This window comes from Bradyrhizobium sp. PRIMUS42 (assembly GCF_023006515.1).
In the GTDB taxonomy this organism is placed as follows: domain Bacteria; phylum Pseudomonadota; class Alphaproteobacteria; order Rhizobiales; family Xanthobacteraceae; genus Bradyrhizobium.
In genome coordinates this window covers 1-14,384 of the sequence record NZ_JALBGZ010000079.1, presented here as the reverse complement: position 1 = coordinate 14,384, position 14,384 = coordinate 1, and the positions used below count along the sequence as shown (strand labels likewise).

The 14,384-nt window shown below is 64.3% G+C and carries 13 protein-coding genes and 2 pseudogenes; 14 read left to right on the top strand and 1 reads right to left on the bottom strand.

Annotated elements, in window-relative coordinates; translation table 11 throughout:
* Both MOV75_RS09745 and MOV75_RS09740 read left to right on the top strand, forming a co-directional pair.
* Nucleotides 1–134: pseudogene (locus MOV75_RS09745) on the top strand (shikimate dehydrogenase); the annotation flags it as partial.
* 104 nt (nucleotides 135–238) lie between these two features.
* The gene (locus tag MOV75_RS09740; RefSeq protein ID WP_246923562.1) at nucleotides 239–817 is read left to right on the top strand and encodes a hypothetical protein; all 579 of its coding nucleotides are present in this window, start codon (nucleotides 239–241) and stop codon (nucleotides 815–817) included.
* A 150-nt stretch (nucleotides 818–967) separates the two neighbouring features.
* Here the strand turns inward: MOV75_RS09740 and MOV75_RS09735 are convergent, their stop codons facing one another.
* On the bottom strand, nucleotides 968–2,104 hold the full coding sequence (locus MOV75_RS09735) for an alpha-hydroxy acid oxidase (protein ID WP_246923524.1): 1,137 nt from the start codon (nucleotides 2,102–2,104) through the stop codon (nucleotides 968–970).
* Between the two features lie 115 nt (nucleotides 2,105–2,219).
* Here MOV75_RS09735 and MOV75_RS09730 point away from each other — a divergent pair, with 115 nt between their 5' ends.
* From MOV75_RS09730 to MOV75_RS09675, 12 genes and pseudogenes are all read left to right on the top strand, one after another.
* A complete protein-coding gene (locus tag MOV75_RS09730) occupies nucleotides 2,220–2,387 on the top strand; it encodes a hypothetical protein (protein WP_246923528.1) in 168 nt (55 codons plus the stop codon).
* A 218-nt stretch (nucleotides 2,388–2,605) separates the two neighbouring features.
* The gene (glmM, locus tag MOV75_RS09725; RefSeq protein ID WP_246923532.1) at nucleotides 2,606–3,949 is read left to right on the top strand and encodes a phosphoglucosamine mutase; all 1,344 of its coding nucleotides are present in this window, start codon (nucleotides 2,606–2,608) and stop codon (nucleotides 3,947–3,949) included.
* 260 nt (nucleotides 3,950–4,209) lie between these two features.
* Nucleotides 4,210–5,457, top strand: a complete 1,248-nt coding sequence (locus MOV75_RS09720; RefSeq protein WP_247005538.1) for an MFS transporter — start codon at nucleotides 4,210–4,212, stop codon at nucleotides 5,455–5,457.
* 226 nt (nucleotides 5,458–5,683) lie between these two features.
* Nucleotides 5,684–6,514 carry an outer membrane protein gene (locus MOV75_RS09715; protein WP_246923536.1) on the top strand — a complete coding sequence of 277 codons (831 nt, stop codon included), beginning with the start codon at nucleotides 5,684–5,686 and terminating at the stop codon, nucleotides 6,512–6,514.
* A 168-nt stretch (nucleotides 6,515–6,682) separates the two neighbouring features.
* Complete coding sequence (locus tag MOV75_RS09710) at nucleotides 6,683–7,570, top strand: outer membrane protein (protein ID WP_246923540.1); 888 nt, start codon at nucleotides 6,683–6,685, stop codon at nucleotides 7,568–7,570.
* A 76-nt stretch (nucleotides 7,571–7,646) separates the two neighbouring features.
* Entirely contained in the window at nucleotides 7,647–8,237 is a 591-nt protein-coding gene (locus MOV75_RS09705; protein ID WP_246923545.1) for a glutathione S-transferase family protein, read from the top strand.
* Between the two features lie 15 nt (nucleotides 8,238–8,252).
* Complete coding sequence (locus tag MOV75_RS09700; protein ID WP_246923547.1) at nucleotides 8,253–8,717, top strand: GNAT family N-acetyltransferase; 465 nt, start codon at nucleotides 8,253–8,255, stop codon at nucleotides 8,715–8,717.
* 159 nt (nucleotides 8,718–8,876) lie between these two features.
* Nucleotides 8,877–9,083 carry a hypothetical protein gene (locus tag MOV75_RS09695; protein ID WP_246923550.1) on the top strand — a complete coding sequence of 69 codons (207 nt, stop codon included), beginning with the start codon at nucleotides 8,877–8,879 and terminating at the stop codon, nucleotides 9,081–9,083.
* Between the two features lie 81 nt (nucleotides 9,084–9,164).
* Entirely contained in the window at nucleotides 9,165–10,337 is a 1,173-nt protein-coding gene (locus MOV75_RS09690) for a phosphoserine transaminase (protein WP_246923554.1), read from the top strand.
* 169 nt (nucleotides 10,338–10,506) lie between these two features.
* Nucleotides 10,507–12,096 carry a phosphoglycerate dehydrogenase gene (gene serA, locus MOV75_RS09685; protein ID WP_246923556.1) on the top strand — a complete coding sequence of 530 codons (1,590 nt, stop codon included), beginning with the start codon at nucleotides 10,507–10,509 and terminating at the stop codon, nucleotides 12,094–12,096.
* 205 nt (nucleotides 12,097–12,301) lie between these two features.
* The gene (locus tag MOV75_RS09680) at nucleotides 12,302–13,474 is read left to right on the top strand and encodes an acetyl-CoA C-acyltransferase (protein WP_246923559.1); all 1,173 of its coding nucleotides are present in this window, start codon (nucleotides 12,302–12,304) and stop codon (nucleotides 13,472–13,474) included.
* A 124-nt stretch (nucleotides 13,475–13,598) separates the two neighbouring features.
* A pseudogene (locus MOV75_RS09675) lies at nucleotides 13,599–14,126 on the top strand (HAMP domain-containing protein); the annotation flags it as partial.
* Nucleotides 14,127–14,384 lie beyond the last annotated feature (258 nt).

The following is a 14,384-nucleotide window of genomic DNA, read 5'->3' as shown; positions in this document are numbered from 1 at the left end:
ACCTGAAGACCGCCGACGGGCTCGGCATGCTGCTGCATCAGGCGGTGCGCGGCTTCGAGCTGTGGTTCGGCCGGCGGCCAGAGGTCACGGCCGAGCTGCGGGCGCTGGTCGAGGCCGATCTCACAAAGTCTTGAGAGAATAGCAGGCGTGGTCCGGAGTTCTCCATCCGTGGGGATAACCGGAGACCGTCATGTCTGTTCAACGTGCAACTTTCACACGTCCGCTGATCGCCGTCGCGATGGTGGCTCTGTCAATCGGCTGCGCAATCGCGCAGCAGGCGCCGACGTTGCGCATCCGCGGCACCATCGAGAGCGTCGACGGCAACACGCTCGGCATCAAGACGCGCGAAGGCAGCGACGTGAAGGTGCGTATGACCGACAACGTCGCCGTCTTTGCCGTGGTCAAGACGTCGTTGTCGGAGATCAAGGAGGGCTCGTACATCGGCGTCACCGGCCTGCCCGAGCCCGACGGCACGCAGAAGGCGATCGCGGTGCATATCTTCCCGGAGAACCAGCGCGGCGCCGCCGAAGGTTTCCGTCCCTGGGATGCCCGCGCCAACTCGACCATGACCAATGCAACCGTGGCGCAGACGGTGAAGGGCACCGACGGCCAGAACATCACCGTCAAGTACAAGGACGGCGAGAAGAACGTGGTGGTGCCGCCGGACACCCCGATCGTCACCTTCGTCGCCGGCGACAAATCGGAGCTCAAGCCGGGCGCCAAGCTGATCATCTTCGGCGCGGCGAAGAAGGATGACGGCTCGCTGGAGGCCAACAGGGTGAATGTCGGGCGGGACGGGATAACGCCGCCGATGTGAGGCGGGATACCGTCTCAACACTATCGTGTGGGCCGGATCTCGTAGGGTGGGCAAAGGCGCACTTGCGCCGTGCCCACGCCATCTCTCTCATTTGTGCAAAATGGTGGGCACGCTTACGCTTTGCCCACCCTACGGCACCGCTGCTGCGCCTCACATCGCAATGATATGATCGTCGATCTCGTCGATCCGGTTGACGCCGCACAGGCCCATGGTGGTGAGCAGCTCTTTCTGGATGATGTCGATCGCCTTGGCGACGCCGGCCTGGCCGCCGGCCCCCAGGCCATAGGCGTAGGCGCGGCCGAGCATGCAGGACTTTGCGCCGAGGGCGAGCGCGCGCATCACGTCCTGGCCGGAGCGGATGCCGCCGTCGAACATGATCTCCATCTTGTCACCGACCGCGTCGGCGATCTCCGGCAGCACCTCGATCGATGACGGCGCGCCGTCGAGCTGACGGCCGCCATGGTTGGAGACGACGAGGGCCTGCGCGCCGGTCTTGGCGGCTTCCTCGGCATCCTCGACGTCTAGGATGCCCTTGATGATCAGCTTGCCCGGCCAGATGCTGCGGACCCACTCGACGTCCTTCCAGCTCAGCGAGGTGTCGAACTGCGACGCTGTCCATTCGGCAAGGCGGTTGAGATCCTCGGTGTTCTTCACGTGACCGGCGATGTTGCCGAAGGTGCGGCGCTTGCCTTGCAGCACGCCGGCGACCCAGGCCGGTTTGCTGGCGAAATCCAGCAACTTCGATAGCGACCACTCGGGGGGCACCGTCATGCCGTTCTTGATGTCGGCATGGCGCTGGCCGATCACCTGGAGGTCCACGGTCAGCACGAGCGCGCTGCACCTGGCCGCGATGGCGCGCTCGATCAATTCCTTGATGAAGCCGCGGTCCTTCATGACGTAGAGCTGGAACCAGAACGGCTTCTCGACATTGGCGGCGATGTCCTCGATCGAGCAGATCGACATGGTCGATTGCGTGAACGGGATACCGGCGGCCTGTGCGGCGCGGCAGGCGTGGATCTCGCCGTCGCCATGCTGCATGCCGAGCAGGCCGACGGGCGCGAGCATCAGCGGCATGGTCGAGGGCTCGCCGAGGATCGTGGTCGAGGTGTCGCGCTTGGAGACGTCGACCAGGATGCGCTGGCGGAACTTGATCGCCTGCATGTCCTCGCGGTTGGCGCGCAGCGTTTCCTCGGCGTAGGAGCCGCGGTCGCAATAGTCGAAGAACGCCTTCGGCACGCGGCGCTTATGCAGCGCGCGAAGATCGTCGATACAGGTAATATGCTTCATGCTCGTTTCCCCGGCCCGTCTGACTCGGAAGTCTTGCATCGGAAGATTTCGAGGTCATCTAGCATGGTTGGATGCACAGCCAAATCGTTTGCAGAACGTTTTGCAGGAGAGCGCCATGACGAGGCCGCACGCTGGACCTTCCCCGGAAGAGATCAAGGAGAAGCGCGATCTCGAGGCCGCGCTGGAAGAGGGGCTGGAGGAGACCTTTCCGGGCTCCGATCCCGTCAACGTCACCCAACCGGCGCCGAGCCGCGGGGATGGCCATGTGAAGCGCTCGGACTGAGGCGGGTTCCCTCGTCTTTTCCGGCTCGCGCGGGAAGCACAATGTTAACAATACGTTATCAGGTCAATGCGGCGCGGTTCCGTAATGATTCATCATATTTTTTGAAGCCAAGTTAGCCGCACAGGCATTATAAGAGCCCCAGCAAATCAGGGATGCGGGACCCGTTCGGGCAGCCCGTGGTTGTATTGGGGATCCCTGGTTGTTGCTCGGGGGACGATATGAGTCGCAAATATTTCGGGACGGACGGGATTCGGGGCCGCGCCAACGGACTGATCACGCCGGAGCTCGCGCTCAAGGTCGGCCAGGCCGCTGGCCTCGCATTCCAGCGCGGTGATCATCGCCACCGGGTGGTGATCGGCAAGGACACCCGCTTGTCCGGCTACATGATCGAATACGCGATGGTCGCGGGCTTCACCTCCGTCGGCATGGACGTGCTGCTGGTCGGGCCGATGCCGACGCCGGCGGTCGCGATGCTGACCAAGTCGATGCGCGCCGATCTCGGCGTGATGATCTCGGCCTCGCACAATCTGTTCGAGGACAACGGCATCAAGCTGTTCGGCCCGCAGGGCTTCAAGCTGTCCGACGACGTCGAGCGGCAGATCGAGCAACTGCTCGACGAATCCCTCGACAAGAGGCTCGCACAAAGCGCGAGCCTGGGCCGCGCTCGTCGCATCGACGGCGTGCATGACCGCTACATCGAATTCGCCAAGCGCACGCTGCCGCGCGATCTGTCGCTGGACGGCCTGCGCGTCGTGGTCGATTGCGCCAATGGCGCCGCCTACAAGGTGGTGCCGGAGGCGCTGTGGGAGCTGGGTGCCGACGTCGTGCCGATCGGCGTCGAGCCCGACGGCTTCAACATCAACAAGGAATGCGGCTCGACCTCGCCGGAAGCCCTGTCGAAGAAGGTGCGCGAGATGCGCGCCGACATCGGCATCGCGCTGGACGGCGACGCCGATCGCGTCATCCTTGTCGACGAGCGCGGCCATATCGTCGACGGCGACCAGCTGCTCGCCGTGATTGCGCAGAGCTGGAAGGAAGACGGACGGCTGTCGCGGCCGGGCATCGTCGCCACCGTGATGTCCAATCTCGGCCTCGAGCGTTTCCTGAACGGGCAGGGGCTCGATCTCGTGCGCACGCCGGTCGGCGACCGCTACGTGCTCGAGCAGATGCTGAACGGCGGCTATAATCTCGGCGGCGAGCAGTCCGGCCACATCATCCTGTCCGACTACGCCACCACCGGCGATGGCTTCGTTGCGGCATTGCAGGTGCTGGCCGTCGTGCAGAAGTTGCGCCGGCCCGTCTCTGAGGTTTGCCATCGCTTCGATCCGCTGCCGCAGATCCTCAAGAACGTCCGCCACAAGGGCGGCAAGCCGCTCGACGATTCCGACGTCAAGTCGGCGATCTCTGACGGCGAGAAGCGTCTCAACGGCCATGGCCGCCTCTTGATCCGCTCCTCCGGCACCGAGCCGGTGATCCGCGTCATGGGCGAGGGCGAGGACCGCCTCCTGGTCGAGGACGTCGTCGACACCATCGTCTCCGCGCTGGGCCACGCCGCGGCATAGGGCGCTCCATCCGGGCTACGAGCTTCGTAGCAAGACGGGCTAGTATCCTAGGGTGGGCAAAGGCGCACTTGCGCCGTGCCCACCATCTCCATGACCGCAAAGTTTTGGTGGGCACGCTTCGCTTTGCCCACCCTACGATTCCGGGCTCGCGGAGAGGCTCAAACCCGCGCATTCCAGCCATAAGCGATTGGCGGTGGTTCGAACGCCGCGTGCATCGTAACCATCAGATCGCGGCAATCTGCCGCGCCGGGATCGCTGCTTTGAACAAGCCTGTCGTCGTCTCAGAGGAAATGCTGGCCGAGCCCGTCGTCGTCGCCGACGCGGCACCCGCTGCCAAAGCGGCCGGGCCGGCTTATGTCGTGCTCGCCGGCATCAGCGTCTCGCACTTCCTCAACGACACCATGCAGTCGCTGATCGCCTCGGTGTATCCGATCCTGAAGGACACCTACGCGCTCGACTTCGCGCAGATCGGCATGATCACGCTGGCCTTCCAGTTCACGGCCTCGCTGCTGCAGCCGGTGGTCGGGCACTACACCGACAAGAAGGCCCAGCCCTATTCGCTGGCGATCGGCATGGCCTCGACCTTCTTCGGTCTCCTGCTGCTCAGCGCCGCGCACCAATATCTCGTCATCCTCGTCGCCGCCGCGCTGGTCGGCCTCGGCTCGGCGGTGTTTCACCCGGAGTCCGCGCGGATCGCGCGGCTCGCCTCCGGCGGCCGCTACGGCTTTGCGCAATCGGTGTTTCAGCTCGGCGGTAGTTTCGGCACCTCGATGGGCCCGGTGCTGGCGGCGCTGATCGTGGTGCCGTTCGGGCAGGGCAGCATCGCCTGGTTCTCCTCGATTGCGTTCCTGGCGATCCTCATCCTCTGGCGGATCGGTCGCTGGTATGCGCCGCAGATCAAGGCGAAGAAGACGGCGGCGCTTCAGTCCCATCCCGACGCGCCGAGCTCGCGACGCGTCGCCGTTGCGCTGCTCGTGCTTGTCGCGCTGCTGTTCTCAAAGCAGCTCTACGTCTCGAGCCTGTCGAGCTACTACATCTTCTACCTGATCGACCGCTTCGGCGTCTCCACGCAGGCAGCGCAGATGTATCTCTTCATCTTCCTCGCGGCGAACGCGGTCGGCGCGTTTCTGGGCGGTCCCTTGGGCGATCGCTTCGGCCGCAAGATCGTGATCTGGATTTCGATCCTGGGCGCGCTGCCGTTCACGTTGGCGCTGCCTTATGCCGGGCTCGTTGCGAGCGCTGTGTTGTCGGTCATCATCGGCCTGATCATCTCCTCGACGACGTCGTCGATCATCGTGTTCGCGCAGGAGCTGGTGCCGCACAGATTTGGAATGATCTCCGGCGTGTTCTTCGGCGTCGCCTTCGGCATCGGGGGCCTGGGGGCCGCCGTGCTCGGCAAGCTCGCCGATCACACCTCGATCGAGTTCGTCTACCAGGTCTGCGCCTATCTGCCGGCGATCGGCTTGCTTGCGGTGTTCCTGCCCAGGTTGCCCCAGCACACGCGTTAACAAATCTTGCTTCGCTGCATTGCGGCTTCATCAATCGTTAGCGATTGCGGCGCGCGACCGCCGCATTTTTGCAACGCTCCAGCCGCATCCGCGTGCAGGTAGAGAAAAATCAACCTTAAAAATTAGGGTTAAGTGGCGCTTAAACATTTGCTGGCATCGTCCGCTCCGTGAGTTTCCAGAACGTGAGGCCTGCGTATTTGCCTCACCGGCCAAAAGGACGAAGCCAATGCGTAGCGTTAAGTCTCTCCTTGCCGCGGGTGCGGCAACCCTGATCTCGTCGATGGCGTTCGCCGCCGATATGCCGATCGCGGCGCCCCCTCCCATGTACGCGCCGCCCGCTCCGCCCGCCGATTTCGGCGGCTGGTATCTCCGTGGTGACATCGGCATGACCAACCAGAGCGCCAAGCGCATCGAGAGCGCCCTGCCGGCTGGTTATTCGAAGACGACGGAAGGCCTCGGCTTCGACTCGGCCGGGCTGTTCGATCTCGGCGTCGGCTATCGCTTCAACAACTGGTTCCGCGCCGACGTGATCGGCCAGTACCGTGGTAAGTCCAATCTGCACGGCAGCGACAACGTCGTCGGCCCCGGCTTCGTCGGCGTCAACAATTACAGCGGCAGCAAGTCCGAGTGGGTCGTCATGGCCAACGCCTATGTCGATCTCGGGACCTGGTGGTGCATCACCCCGTTCATCGGCGCCGGTGTCGGCGGCTCGTACAACAAGATCAGCGGCTTCCGCGACGACGGCGTGTCATACAACCCGCTGCTCAACAACAGCGTCGCCTACTTCGCCGACAACGGAAAGTGGAACCTTGCCTGGGCCGCTCACGCCGGTCTCGCCTACAAGGTCAATCCCGGGTTCACCGTCGAACTCGCCTACAGCTACATGAACCTCGGCGACGGTGCGCCCGGCAACTTCCGTTTGTTCGACAACAGCGCCTCGGGCCCCACGTCGATCAAGGTCAAGGACATCACCTCGCACGACATCAAGCTCGGCGTGCGCTGGGATCTCAGCAGCCCGCCGGCCTACATGCCGCCGCCGCTGGTCACCAAGGGCTGATCGGCAGACTGATCGGTTAGGATTTCTTAACGGCGCGGGATCATCCCGCGCCGTTTTGCTTTGCGGATTTTTCATGGCCTGGTCGCGACGAAAGCGCCCGGCGCAACCATTGGTTAAGGTTAACAGGCGATGATCATCGCAACAGTTCGAGTCCGATGGAGCGTTGCGATGCGTAGGCTGATGTTGGCGGCAGCGATGTTGGGGACGGTGTCTGCCGCGCACGCGGCCGACATGCCGGACCTGCCGATCCTGCGCGGCGGCTTCACCGACGGTCTGTCGAAGACGAGCCATAATTGGGATGGCTTCTATGTCGGCGGTCACGCCGGCTACACGGCCGACGCAACCGATTTCAGCCAGAGCGTCGTCGGCCTGACCAACTATATCTTCCGCGACAGCGTGCTTCAGGCGCCGACCGCGACGTGGTCGCTGATGAACAAGACCAACACCCAGAGCACCAATTTCGGCGGCTTCGTCGGCCGCAATTGGCAATGGTACGATGCGATTCTCAGCCTCGAGGGCACCTACAGCCACTTCAATAATATGGCGACGTCGACCTCGGGGGCCAATTCGCTCGTGATCGTCAACCCGCCCGGCGAGGTGCGGGCCGCTGGCATCACCAACAACTATGCCGTGTCGCTGACCGGTACCGCCGCGGCACAAGTCAAGGACATGATCACTCTCCGCGGCCGCGTGGGCTGGGATGGAGGCAACTTCATGCCATACGCCTTCATGGGCGCCGCCGTCGGACGAATGGACGTTTCTCGTACCGTGACGAGCGTTGTGTCGCTCCGCCAAGACGTGACGACAACGGACCTCTTCGGAAACACGACGACGACGCTTGGAGCGTGGACCCCCGTTCCGGCGCAATCGGGAACGCAAGGGCAGCACAGGACCAACACCTTCGCCGTGGGCTGGACCGCCGGTCTCGGCTTCGAGTACTGCATCTGGGACGGTCTGTTCGCGCGCGTGGAATATGAGTATGTGAGATTCTCGCCCGTGATGAACACCGCGGTGACGCTGAACAATGCGCGCCTCGGGGTCGGCTACAAGTTCTGACGCCGCTTCGCCGCACCGCTGTTGACAGCTCCTCTGCGTCCTGATGCTCTGTCGCTCCAAGCGGGGCGCGACAGCGATGAAGATCTACGGCGACAGCAATTCCGGCAATTGCCTCAAGGTGAAGTGGGTCTGCGACAAGCTCGCATTGCCCTACCGCTGGATCGAGATCGACACGCGCAAGGGCGAGACGCGCACGCCGCAATTCCTTGCGATGAACGGTGCCGGCCAGGTGCCGACAATCGCCTTCGACGACGGCCGCACGCTGGCGCAATCCAATGCCATCATCCGCTACCTCGCCCGCGACAGCGCGCTCGTTCCGCGCGATGCCTTTGCTGCGGCCAAGATGGATGAATGGCTGTTCTGGGAGCAGTACAGCCACGAGCCCTATATCGCGGTGTGCCGCTTCCTGCTCGTCTATCTCGGCAAGGACGCCTCCGAGTTGGATCCTGAAAAGGTCAAGCGCGGCTATGCGGCGCTCGACCGCATGGAGCAGCAGCTGGCGGCCAGCCGTTTCTTCGCGGCCGAGGAAGTTTCGCTCGCCGATGTCTCGCTGCTCGCCTATACCCGCGTGGCGCATGAGGGCGGCTTCGACCTCGGCCGTTATGCTTCCCTCCGCCGCTGGATCGGCGAAGTCGAAGCGTTTCTCTGCCTTCCGCCGTCGCGCTGAGTTGGAGTTTTCGCCATGAGCGCCGAATCCGTCTCCATTCGCCGCGCGCGCCGCGACGACGTTCCCGCGATCGTGGCGATGCTCGCCGACGATCATCTCGGCCGCGCGCGCGAACGCGTCGAGGATCCGTTGCCTGCCGCCTATTACGACGCATTCGCGCGGGTCGAGCGCGATCCGAATCTGACGCTCGTGGTGGCCGAGAGCGAGGGCAGGGTGGTCGGCTGCCTGCAGCTTGCGGTTCTGCCGGGCATCAGCTCGCAAGGCGGCGTTCGCGGCCTGCTCGAAGACGTTCGCGTTGCCACTGATTGCCGCAGCCGCGGCATCGGCGAGCGTTTGGTGCAATGGGCAATCGCGGAAGCAAAGGCGCGCGGCTGCAATCTGGTCGAACTGCTGACGCATCAGACGCGAGTCGATGCGCAGCGTTTCTACAAGCGGCTCGGATTCACAGCGAGTCACGTCGGTATGACTGTCCGCTTTTGAGCCAGCTGCGTGCGGGCCTTGCGCGATCAGCAAATTCAGATCGCGCATTCGTTCATGTTAAGAGCCGGTAAACTACCCGTCGGTCGTTCACGTTGATGAAGGAACGATCGGTGCTACGGCGGCGTCTGACACCGGGCTCGCCTCGGTTCGGGGATTTCGATGACAAGCTATTCGATGATCAAGGTCGGCAACGATTACGTCGTGCAGGCCGATGACAAATGCATTTTGAAAGTCGGCAGCCGCCGCCGGGCCGCGCAATTGATCAGCGAAGCCACGGGCTTGCTGAATGCTCTCGCGGTCGTTGAATCCCCTGGTATCGCAGCGGAAGCACCATCAAGCCGCCGTGAGGCGCCGGAACTTCCTTGACTGCTCTGCCCGATTCCCGTATCAGCCGCGGCGGGACACCTCCCCCCAACGGGAGGCTGACTATCTGGAAGGGTAGATATTATGACTGTAGCGAAGCCCGCTTCGCGGCCGAACGTGCCGCATTTCTCCTCCGGCCCCTGCGCCAAGCGCCCCGGCTGGAACGCCCAAAATCTCAAGGACGCAGCACTCGGCCGCTCGCATCGCGCGAAGGTCGGCAAGACCAAGCTCAAGCTCGCGATCGACCTGACGCGCGAAGTGCTCGAGGTGCCCGCCGATTATCGCATCGGCATCGTGCCGGCTTCCGATACCGGCGCGGTCGAGATGGCGCTCTGGTCGCTGCTCGGTGCGCGCCCCGTCACCACGCTCGCCTGGGAATCCTTCGGCGAGGGCTGGGTCAGCGACATCGTCAAGGAATTGAAGCTCAAGGACGTCACCAAGCTGAATGCAGCCTATGGTGAAATCCCCGACCTGTCGAAGGTGGATCCCGCGAGCGACGTCGTCTTCACCTGGAACGGCACCACCTCGGGCGTGCGCGTGCCGAACGCCGACTGGATCAAGGCGGATCGCACCGGCCTGACCATCTGCGACGCGACGTCGGCCGCGTTCGCGCAGCCGCTCGACTGGGCGAAGCTCGACGTGGTCACCTTCTCCTGGCAGAAAGCGCTCGGCGGCGAGGCTGCGCACGGCATGCTGATCCTGTCGCCCCGCGCCGTGGAGCGGCTCGAAACCTACAAGCCGGCCTGGCCGTTGCCGAAAATCTTCCGCATGACCAAGGGCGGCAAGATCAACGAAGGCATCTTCGTCGGCGAGACCATCAACACGCCATCGATGCTCTGCGTCGAGGACTATCTCGATGCGCTGAACTGGGCCAAGTCGATCGGCGGCTTGAAGGCGCTGATCGCGCGTGCCGACGCCAACACCAAGGTGCTCGCCGACTGGAAGGCGGAGACGCCGTGGATCGACTTCCTGGCCAAGGATGTCGCGATCCGCTCCAACACCTCGGTGTGTCTGAAGTTCACCGATCCCGCCATCACCTCGCTGTCCGAAGACGCGCAAGCCGACTTCTCGAAGAAGCTGGTGGCGCTGGTCGAGAAGGAAGGCGCCGGCTACGACTTCGCCTATTACCGTGACGCGCCGGCCGGCCTGCGCATCTGGTGCGGCGCCACCGTCGAGGCCAAGGACGTCGAGCTGCTGACGCAGTGGATCGACTGGGCCTTCGCCGAGACCAAGGCCGCGCTCGCCAAGGCGGCGTGAGTTCTTACCCTCCCCTGGAGGGGGAGGGTCGACGCACCGTCAGGTGCGGCGGGGTGGGGTGATCTCTCCACACGGCGCACCGGCGATCTTCTTTATTGAGGCTTCACCCCACCCCGGCGCTGCGCGCCGACCCTCCCCCTCCAGGGGAGGGTGTGAAGGACACATCCCCATGACCAAACCCAAAGTTCTCATTTCCGACGCGCTCTCGCCCGCCGCCGTGCAGATCTTCAAAGACCGCGGCGTCGAGGTCGACTTCCAGCCCAATCTCGGCAAGGACAAGGACAAGCTCGCCGAGATCATCGGCAATTACGACGGCCTCGCGATCCGCTCCGCGACCAAGGCGACCGCAAAGATCCTCGACAAGGCGACCAACCTCAAGGTGATCGGCCGCGCCGGCATCGGCGTCGACAATGTCGAGATCCCCGCCGCCACGGCCAAGGGCATCATCGTGATGAACACGCCGTTCGGCAATTCGATCACGACCGCCGAGCACGCCGTCACCCTGATGCTGGCGCTCGCCCGCGAGATCCCGCAGGCCGACGCCTCGACCCAGGCCGGCAAGTGGGAGAAGAACCGCTTCATGGGCGTCGAGATCACCGGCAAGGTGCTGGGCGTCGTCGGCTGCGGTAATATCGGCTCGATCGTCGCCGACCGCGCGCTCGGCCTGCGCATGAAGGTGATCGCGTTCGATCCGTTCCTGTCGCCCGAGCGCGCCAGGGACATCGGCGTCGAGAAGGTCGAGCTCGACGATTTGCTCAAGCGCGCCGACTTCATCACGCTGCACACGCCGCTGACCGAGAAGACGAAGAACATCATCGACGCGGCCGCAATCGCCAAGATGAAGAAGGGCGTGCGCCTGATCAACTGCGCCCGCGGCGGTCTCGTCGACGAGCAGGCGGTTGTCGATGCGCTCAATTCCAAGCACATTGCCGGCGCCGCCTTCGACGTCTTCGTCGAGGAGCCCGCGACCAAGAACGTGCTGTTCGGTCATCCCAACGTGATCTGCACGCCGCATCTCGGCGCCTCCACCACGGAAGCGCAGGAGAACGTCGCGCTCCAGGTCGCCGAGCAGATGTCGGATTACCTGCTCACCGGCGCGATCTCGAACGCGGTCAATTTCCCCTCGATCACCGCGGAAGAGGCGCCGAAGCTGAAGCCGTTCATCTCGCTCGCCGAGAAGCTCGGCTCGTTTGCCGGCCAGCTCACCGAGAGCGGCATCCTCAAGGTCGAGATCACCTATGAGGGCCACGTCGCCGAGATGAAGATCAAGGCGATCACCTCCGCCGTGCTGTCGGGACTGCTGCGCCCGATGCTGGGCGAGGTCAACGTGGTGTCGGCGCCCGTCGTCGCCAAGGAGCGCGGCATGGTGGTCGACGAGATCGTCCGCGCCGCGCAGAGCGACTACGAAAGTTTGATCACCGTGACGGTGGCGACGGAGCGCCAGGAGCGCTCGGTCTCCGGCACCGTGTACCATGACGGCAAGCCGCGGTTGGTCGACGTCAAGGGCATCCGCGTCGACGCTGAATTCGGCAAGTCGATGATCTACGTTACCAACGAGGACAAGCCGGGCTTCATCGGCAGGTTCGCGAGCCTGCTCGGCGACGCCAAGCTCAACATCGCCACCTTCCATCTCGGCCGCGTCGCACCCGGCAGCGATGCCATCGCGCTGGTCGAGGTCGACGGCGCGGTGCCGGCGGATCTGCTCGCCAAGGTGCAGGCGCTGCCGCAGGTCAAGCAGGCCAAGGCGCTGACGTTCTGATCAAACTCTCACCGTCGTCATGGCCGGGGCCAGCCCGAGCATGACGCGTGGATAGAGTGACGTTCACATTGATATTCCGACCCGCGGAACAACGCCGCCTCCATCACCTGGAGGCGGCGTTTTTATTTCTCCCGCAGCCTTCCAACTTTGTGTACCAATGGGGGCAGGACGCTCCGTTCAAAATCGTTCGACAAGGGAGAAACACATGCGTGAAGCCGTCATCGTTTCCTATGCACGTACGGGCCTCGCAAAGTCAGGCCGCGGCGGGTTCAACATCACGCCGCCGATGTCGCTCGCGGCCCATGCCATTCATCACGCGGTCGACCGTGCCGGCGTGGAGAAGGATTATGTCGAGGATTGCTATCTCGGCAATTGCGCCCATGGTGCGCCGAACATCGGCCGTCAGGCCGCGCTGCTCGCCGGTCTGCCGAAGACCACGGCCGGCGTCTCGGTGAACCGGTTCTGCTCCTCGGGGCTGCAGACCATCGCGATGGCCGCCAACTCGATCCGCTCGGACGGCGCCGACTGCATCGTCGCCGGCGGCGTCGAGAGCATCTCGATGCCGGGCGGCGGCACGCCGAAGGAATCGATCGATCCTGAATTGCTCAAGGTCGCGCCCGATATCTTCATGGCGATGATCGACACCGCCGACATCGTCGCCGAACGCTACAAGCTCAGCCGCGAATACCAGGACGAGTTCTCGCTGGAATCGCAGCGCCGCATGGCGGCATCGCAGCAGGCGGGCAAGTACAAGGACGAGATCGTCCCGATGAAGACCAAGATGAAGGTCGTCGACAAGCAGACCAAGGCGGAGTCGATCGTCGACTACGTCGTCGACCGCGACGAATGCAATCGCCCCGAGACCACGATAGAGGGCCTCGCCAAGCTCGAGCCGGTGAAGGGCCCCGGCAAGTTCGTCACCGCCGGCAATGCCAGCCAGCTCTCGGACGGTGCCGCGGCGGTCGTGCTGATGGAAGCCAAGGACGCCGAGAAGCGCGGCCTCAAGCCGCTCGGCCGCTTCGTCGCCTGGGCCACCGCCGGTTGCGAGCCGGACGAGATGGGGATCGGCCCGGTGTTCGCGATTCCGAAGCTGCTCAAGCGCACCGGCCTCAAGGTCGACGACATCGATCTGTGGGAGCTCAACGAAGCCTTCGCCAGCCAGTGCCTGTACTGCCGCGACCAGCTCGGCATCGATCCCGCCAAGTACAACGTCAACGGCGGCTCGATCGCGATCGGCCATCCCTTCGGCATGACCGGCGCCCGTCTCACCGGGCATCTGCTGCAGGAAGGCGCGCGCCGCAAGGCCAAGTGGGGCGTGGTGACGATGTGCATCGGCGGCGGCCAGGGCGGCGCCGGCCTGTTCGAGATCTATAGCTGAGCCGGACCTTCATCGTCACCTGAAGACACGACAGCACGGCGCCACGAGCGCCGTGTTTTTTTTGACCGCGCCTGTGCATCTCACCGCGCATAATGTGCCGGCATAAACCTGTCGTTGGGACTGCGATGCCGACCGGATGAACGAGGTCGAGCGCGACGGCATTCAATGGTGGATCGGCGTCGCCATCGCGTTGATTGCATCCGCCGTGCTCGGCCTCGGCGTATTCATCGGGCGGTCGGTCTCCAGGCCGCTGTCCGCGATGCGGGCGGCGATGATCGAGCTCGCCAACGGCAATTTCGCCGTCGTCCTTCCCGGGCTCGGCCGTCCCGACGAAATCGTCGAGATCGCGCAAGCGGTCGAGACGTTCAAGATCAATGCCGAGCGGAAGGCGCAGGAAGAAGCCGAGGAGAAGATCAGGCAGGACAAGCTCGCCGCCGAGCGCCGCCGCGCCGACATGATCAGGATGGCCGACGATTTCGAGGGCGCGATCGGCGAGATCGTCGAGACGGTGTCGTCGGCGGCCAACGAGCTCGAGGCCTCGGCCACGTCCCTGACCACCACGGCCAGCCGGTCGACCGAGCTTGCCACGTTGGTGGAGGCTGCCTCGGAAGAGGCCGCGACCAACGTGCAGTCGGTTGCTTCCGCCGCGGAGGCACCCTCTCCCCGACCCTCTCCCGCAGGCGGGAGAGGGAGCGCACCTGCATCGCGGCGGCAGCCTGAATTGCTTCGCTGCGCTCGCAATGACGGTGGAGGCTACGCCCCCGCCAGCGCGGGCGCGAACACCACTTCGATCAGCGTACCTTGGCCGGCGCTCTTGATGTTGAAGCGGGCGCGGTTGGCTTCGACCAGGGCTTTGGTCAGCGACAGGCTGAGCGCCGCGCTGTCCGCGGCATCGCCCGGCGGCGGGGTG

Bases quoted from the DNA above. Each gene is read 5' to 3' on its own strand.
- MOV75_RS09740 (WP_246923562.1), top strand. From the start codon at position 239: ATGGTGGCTCTGTCAATCGGCTGCGCAATCGCGCAGCAGGCGCCGACG.
- MOV75_RS09695 (WP_246923550.1), top strand. From the start codon at position 8,877: ATGACAAGCTATTCGATGATCAAGGTCGGCAACGATTACGTCGTGCAG.
- MOV75_RS09705 (WP_246923545.1), top strand. From the start codon at position 7,647: ATGAAGATCTACGGCGACAGCAATTCCGGCAATTGCCTCAAGGTGAAG.
- MOV75_RS09735 (WP_246923524.1), bottom strand. From the start codon at position 2,104: ATGAAGCATATTACCTGTATCGACGATCTTCGCGCGCTGCATAAGCGC.
- MOV75_RS09730 (WP_246923528.1), top strand. From the start codon at position 2,220: ATGACGAGGCCGCACGCTGGACCTTCCCCGGAAGAGATCAAGGAGAAG.
- MOV75_RS09680 (WP_246923559.1), top strand. From the start codon at position 12,302: ATGCGTGAAGCCGTCATCGTTTCCTATGCACGTACGGGCCTCGCAAAG.
- MOV75_RS09700 (WP_246923547.1), top strand. From the start codon at position 8,253: ATGAGCGCCGAATCCGTCTCCATTCGCCGCGCGCGCCGCGACGACGTT.
- glmM (WP_246923532.1), top strand. From the start codon at position 2,606: ATGAGTCGCAAATATTTCGGGACGGACGGGATTCGGGGCCGCGCCAAC.
- serA (WP_246923556.1), top strand. From the start codon at position 10,507: ATGACCAAACCCAAAGTTCTCATTTCCGACGCGCTCTCGCCCGCCGCC.
- MOV75_RS09710 (WP_246923540.1), top strand. From the start codon at position 6,683: ATGCGTAGGCTGATGTTGGCGGCAGCGATGTTGGGGACGGTGTCTGCC.
- MOV75_RS09715 (WP_246923536.1), top strand. From the start codon at position 5,684: ATGCGTAGCGTTAAGTCTCTCCTTGCCGCGGGTGCGGCAACCCTGATC.
- MOV75_RS09690 (WP_246923554.1), top strand. From the start codon at position 9,165: ATGACTGTAGCGAAGCCCGCTTCGCGGCCGAACGTGCCGCATTTCTCC.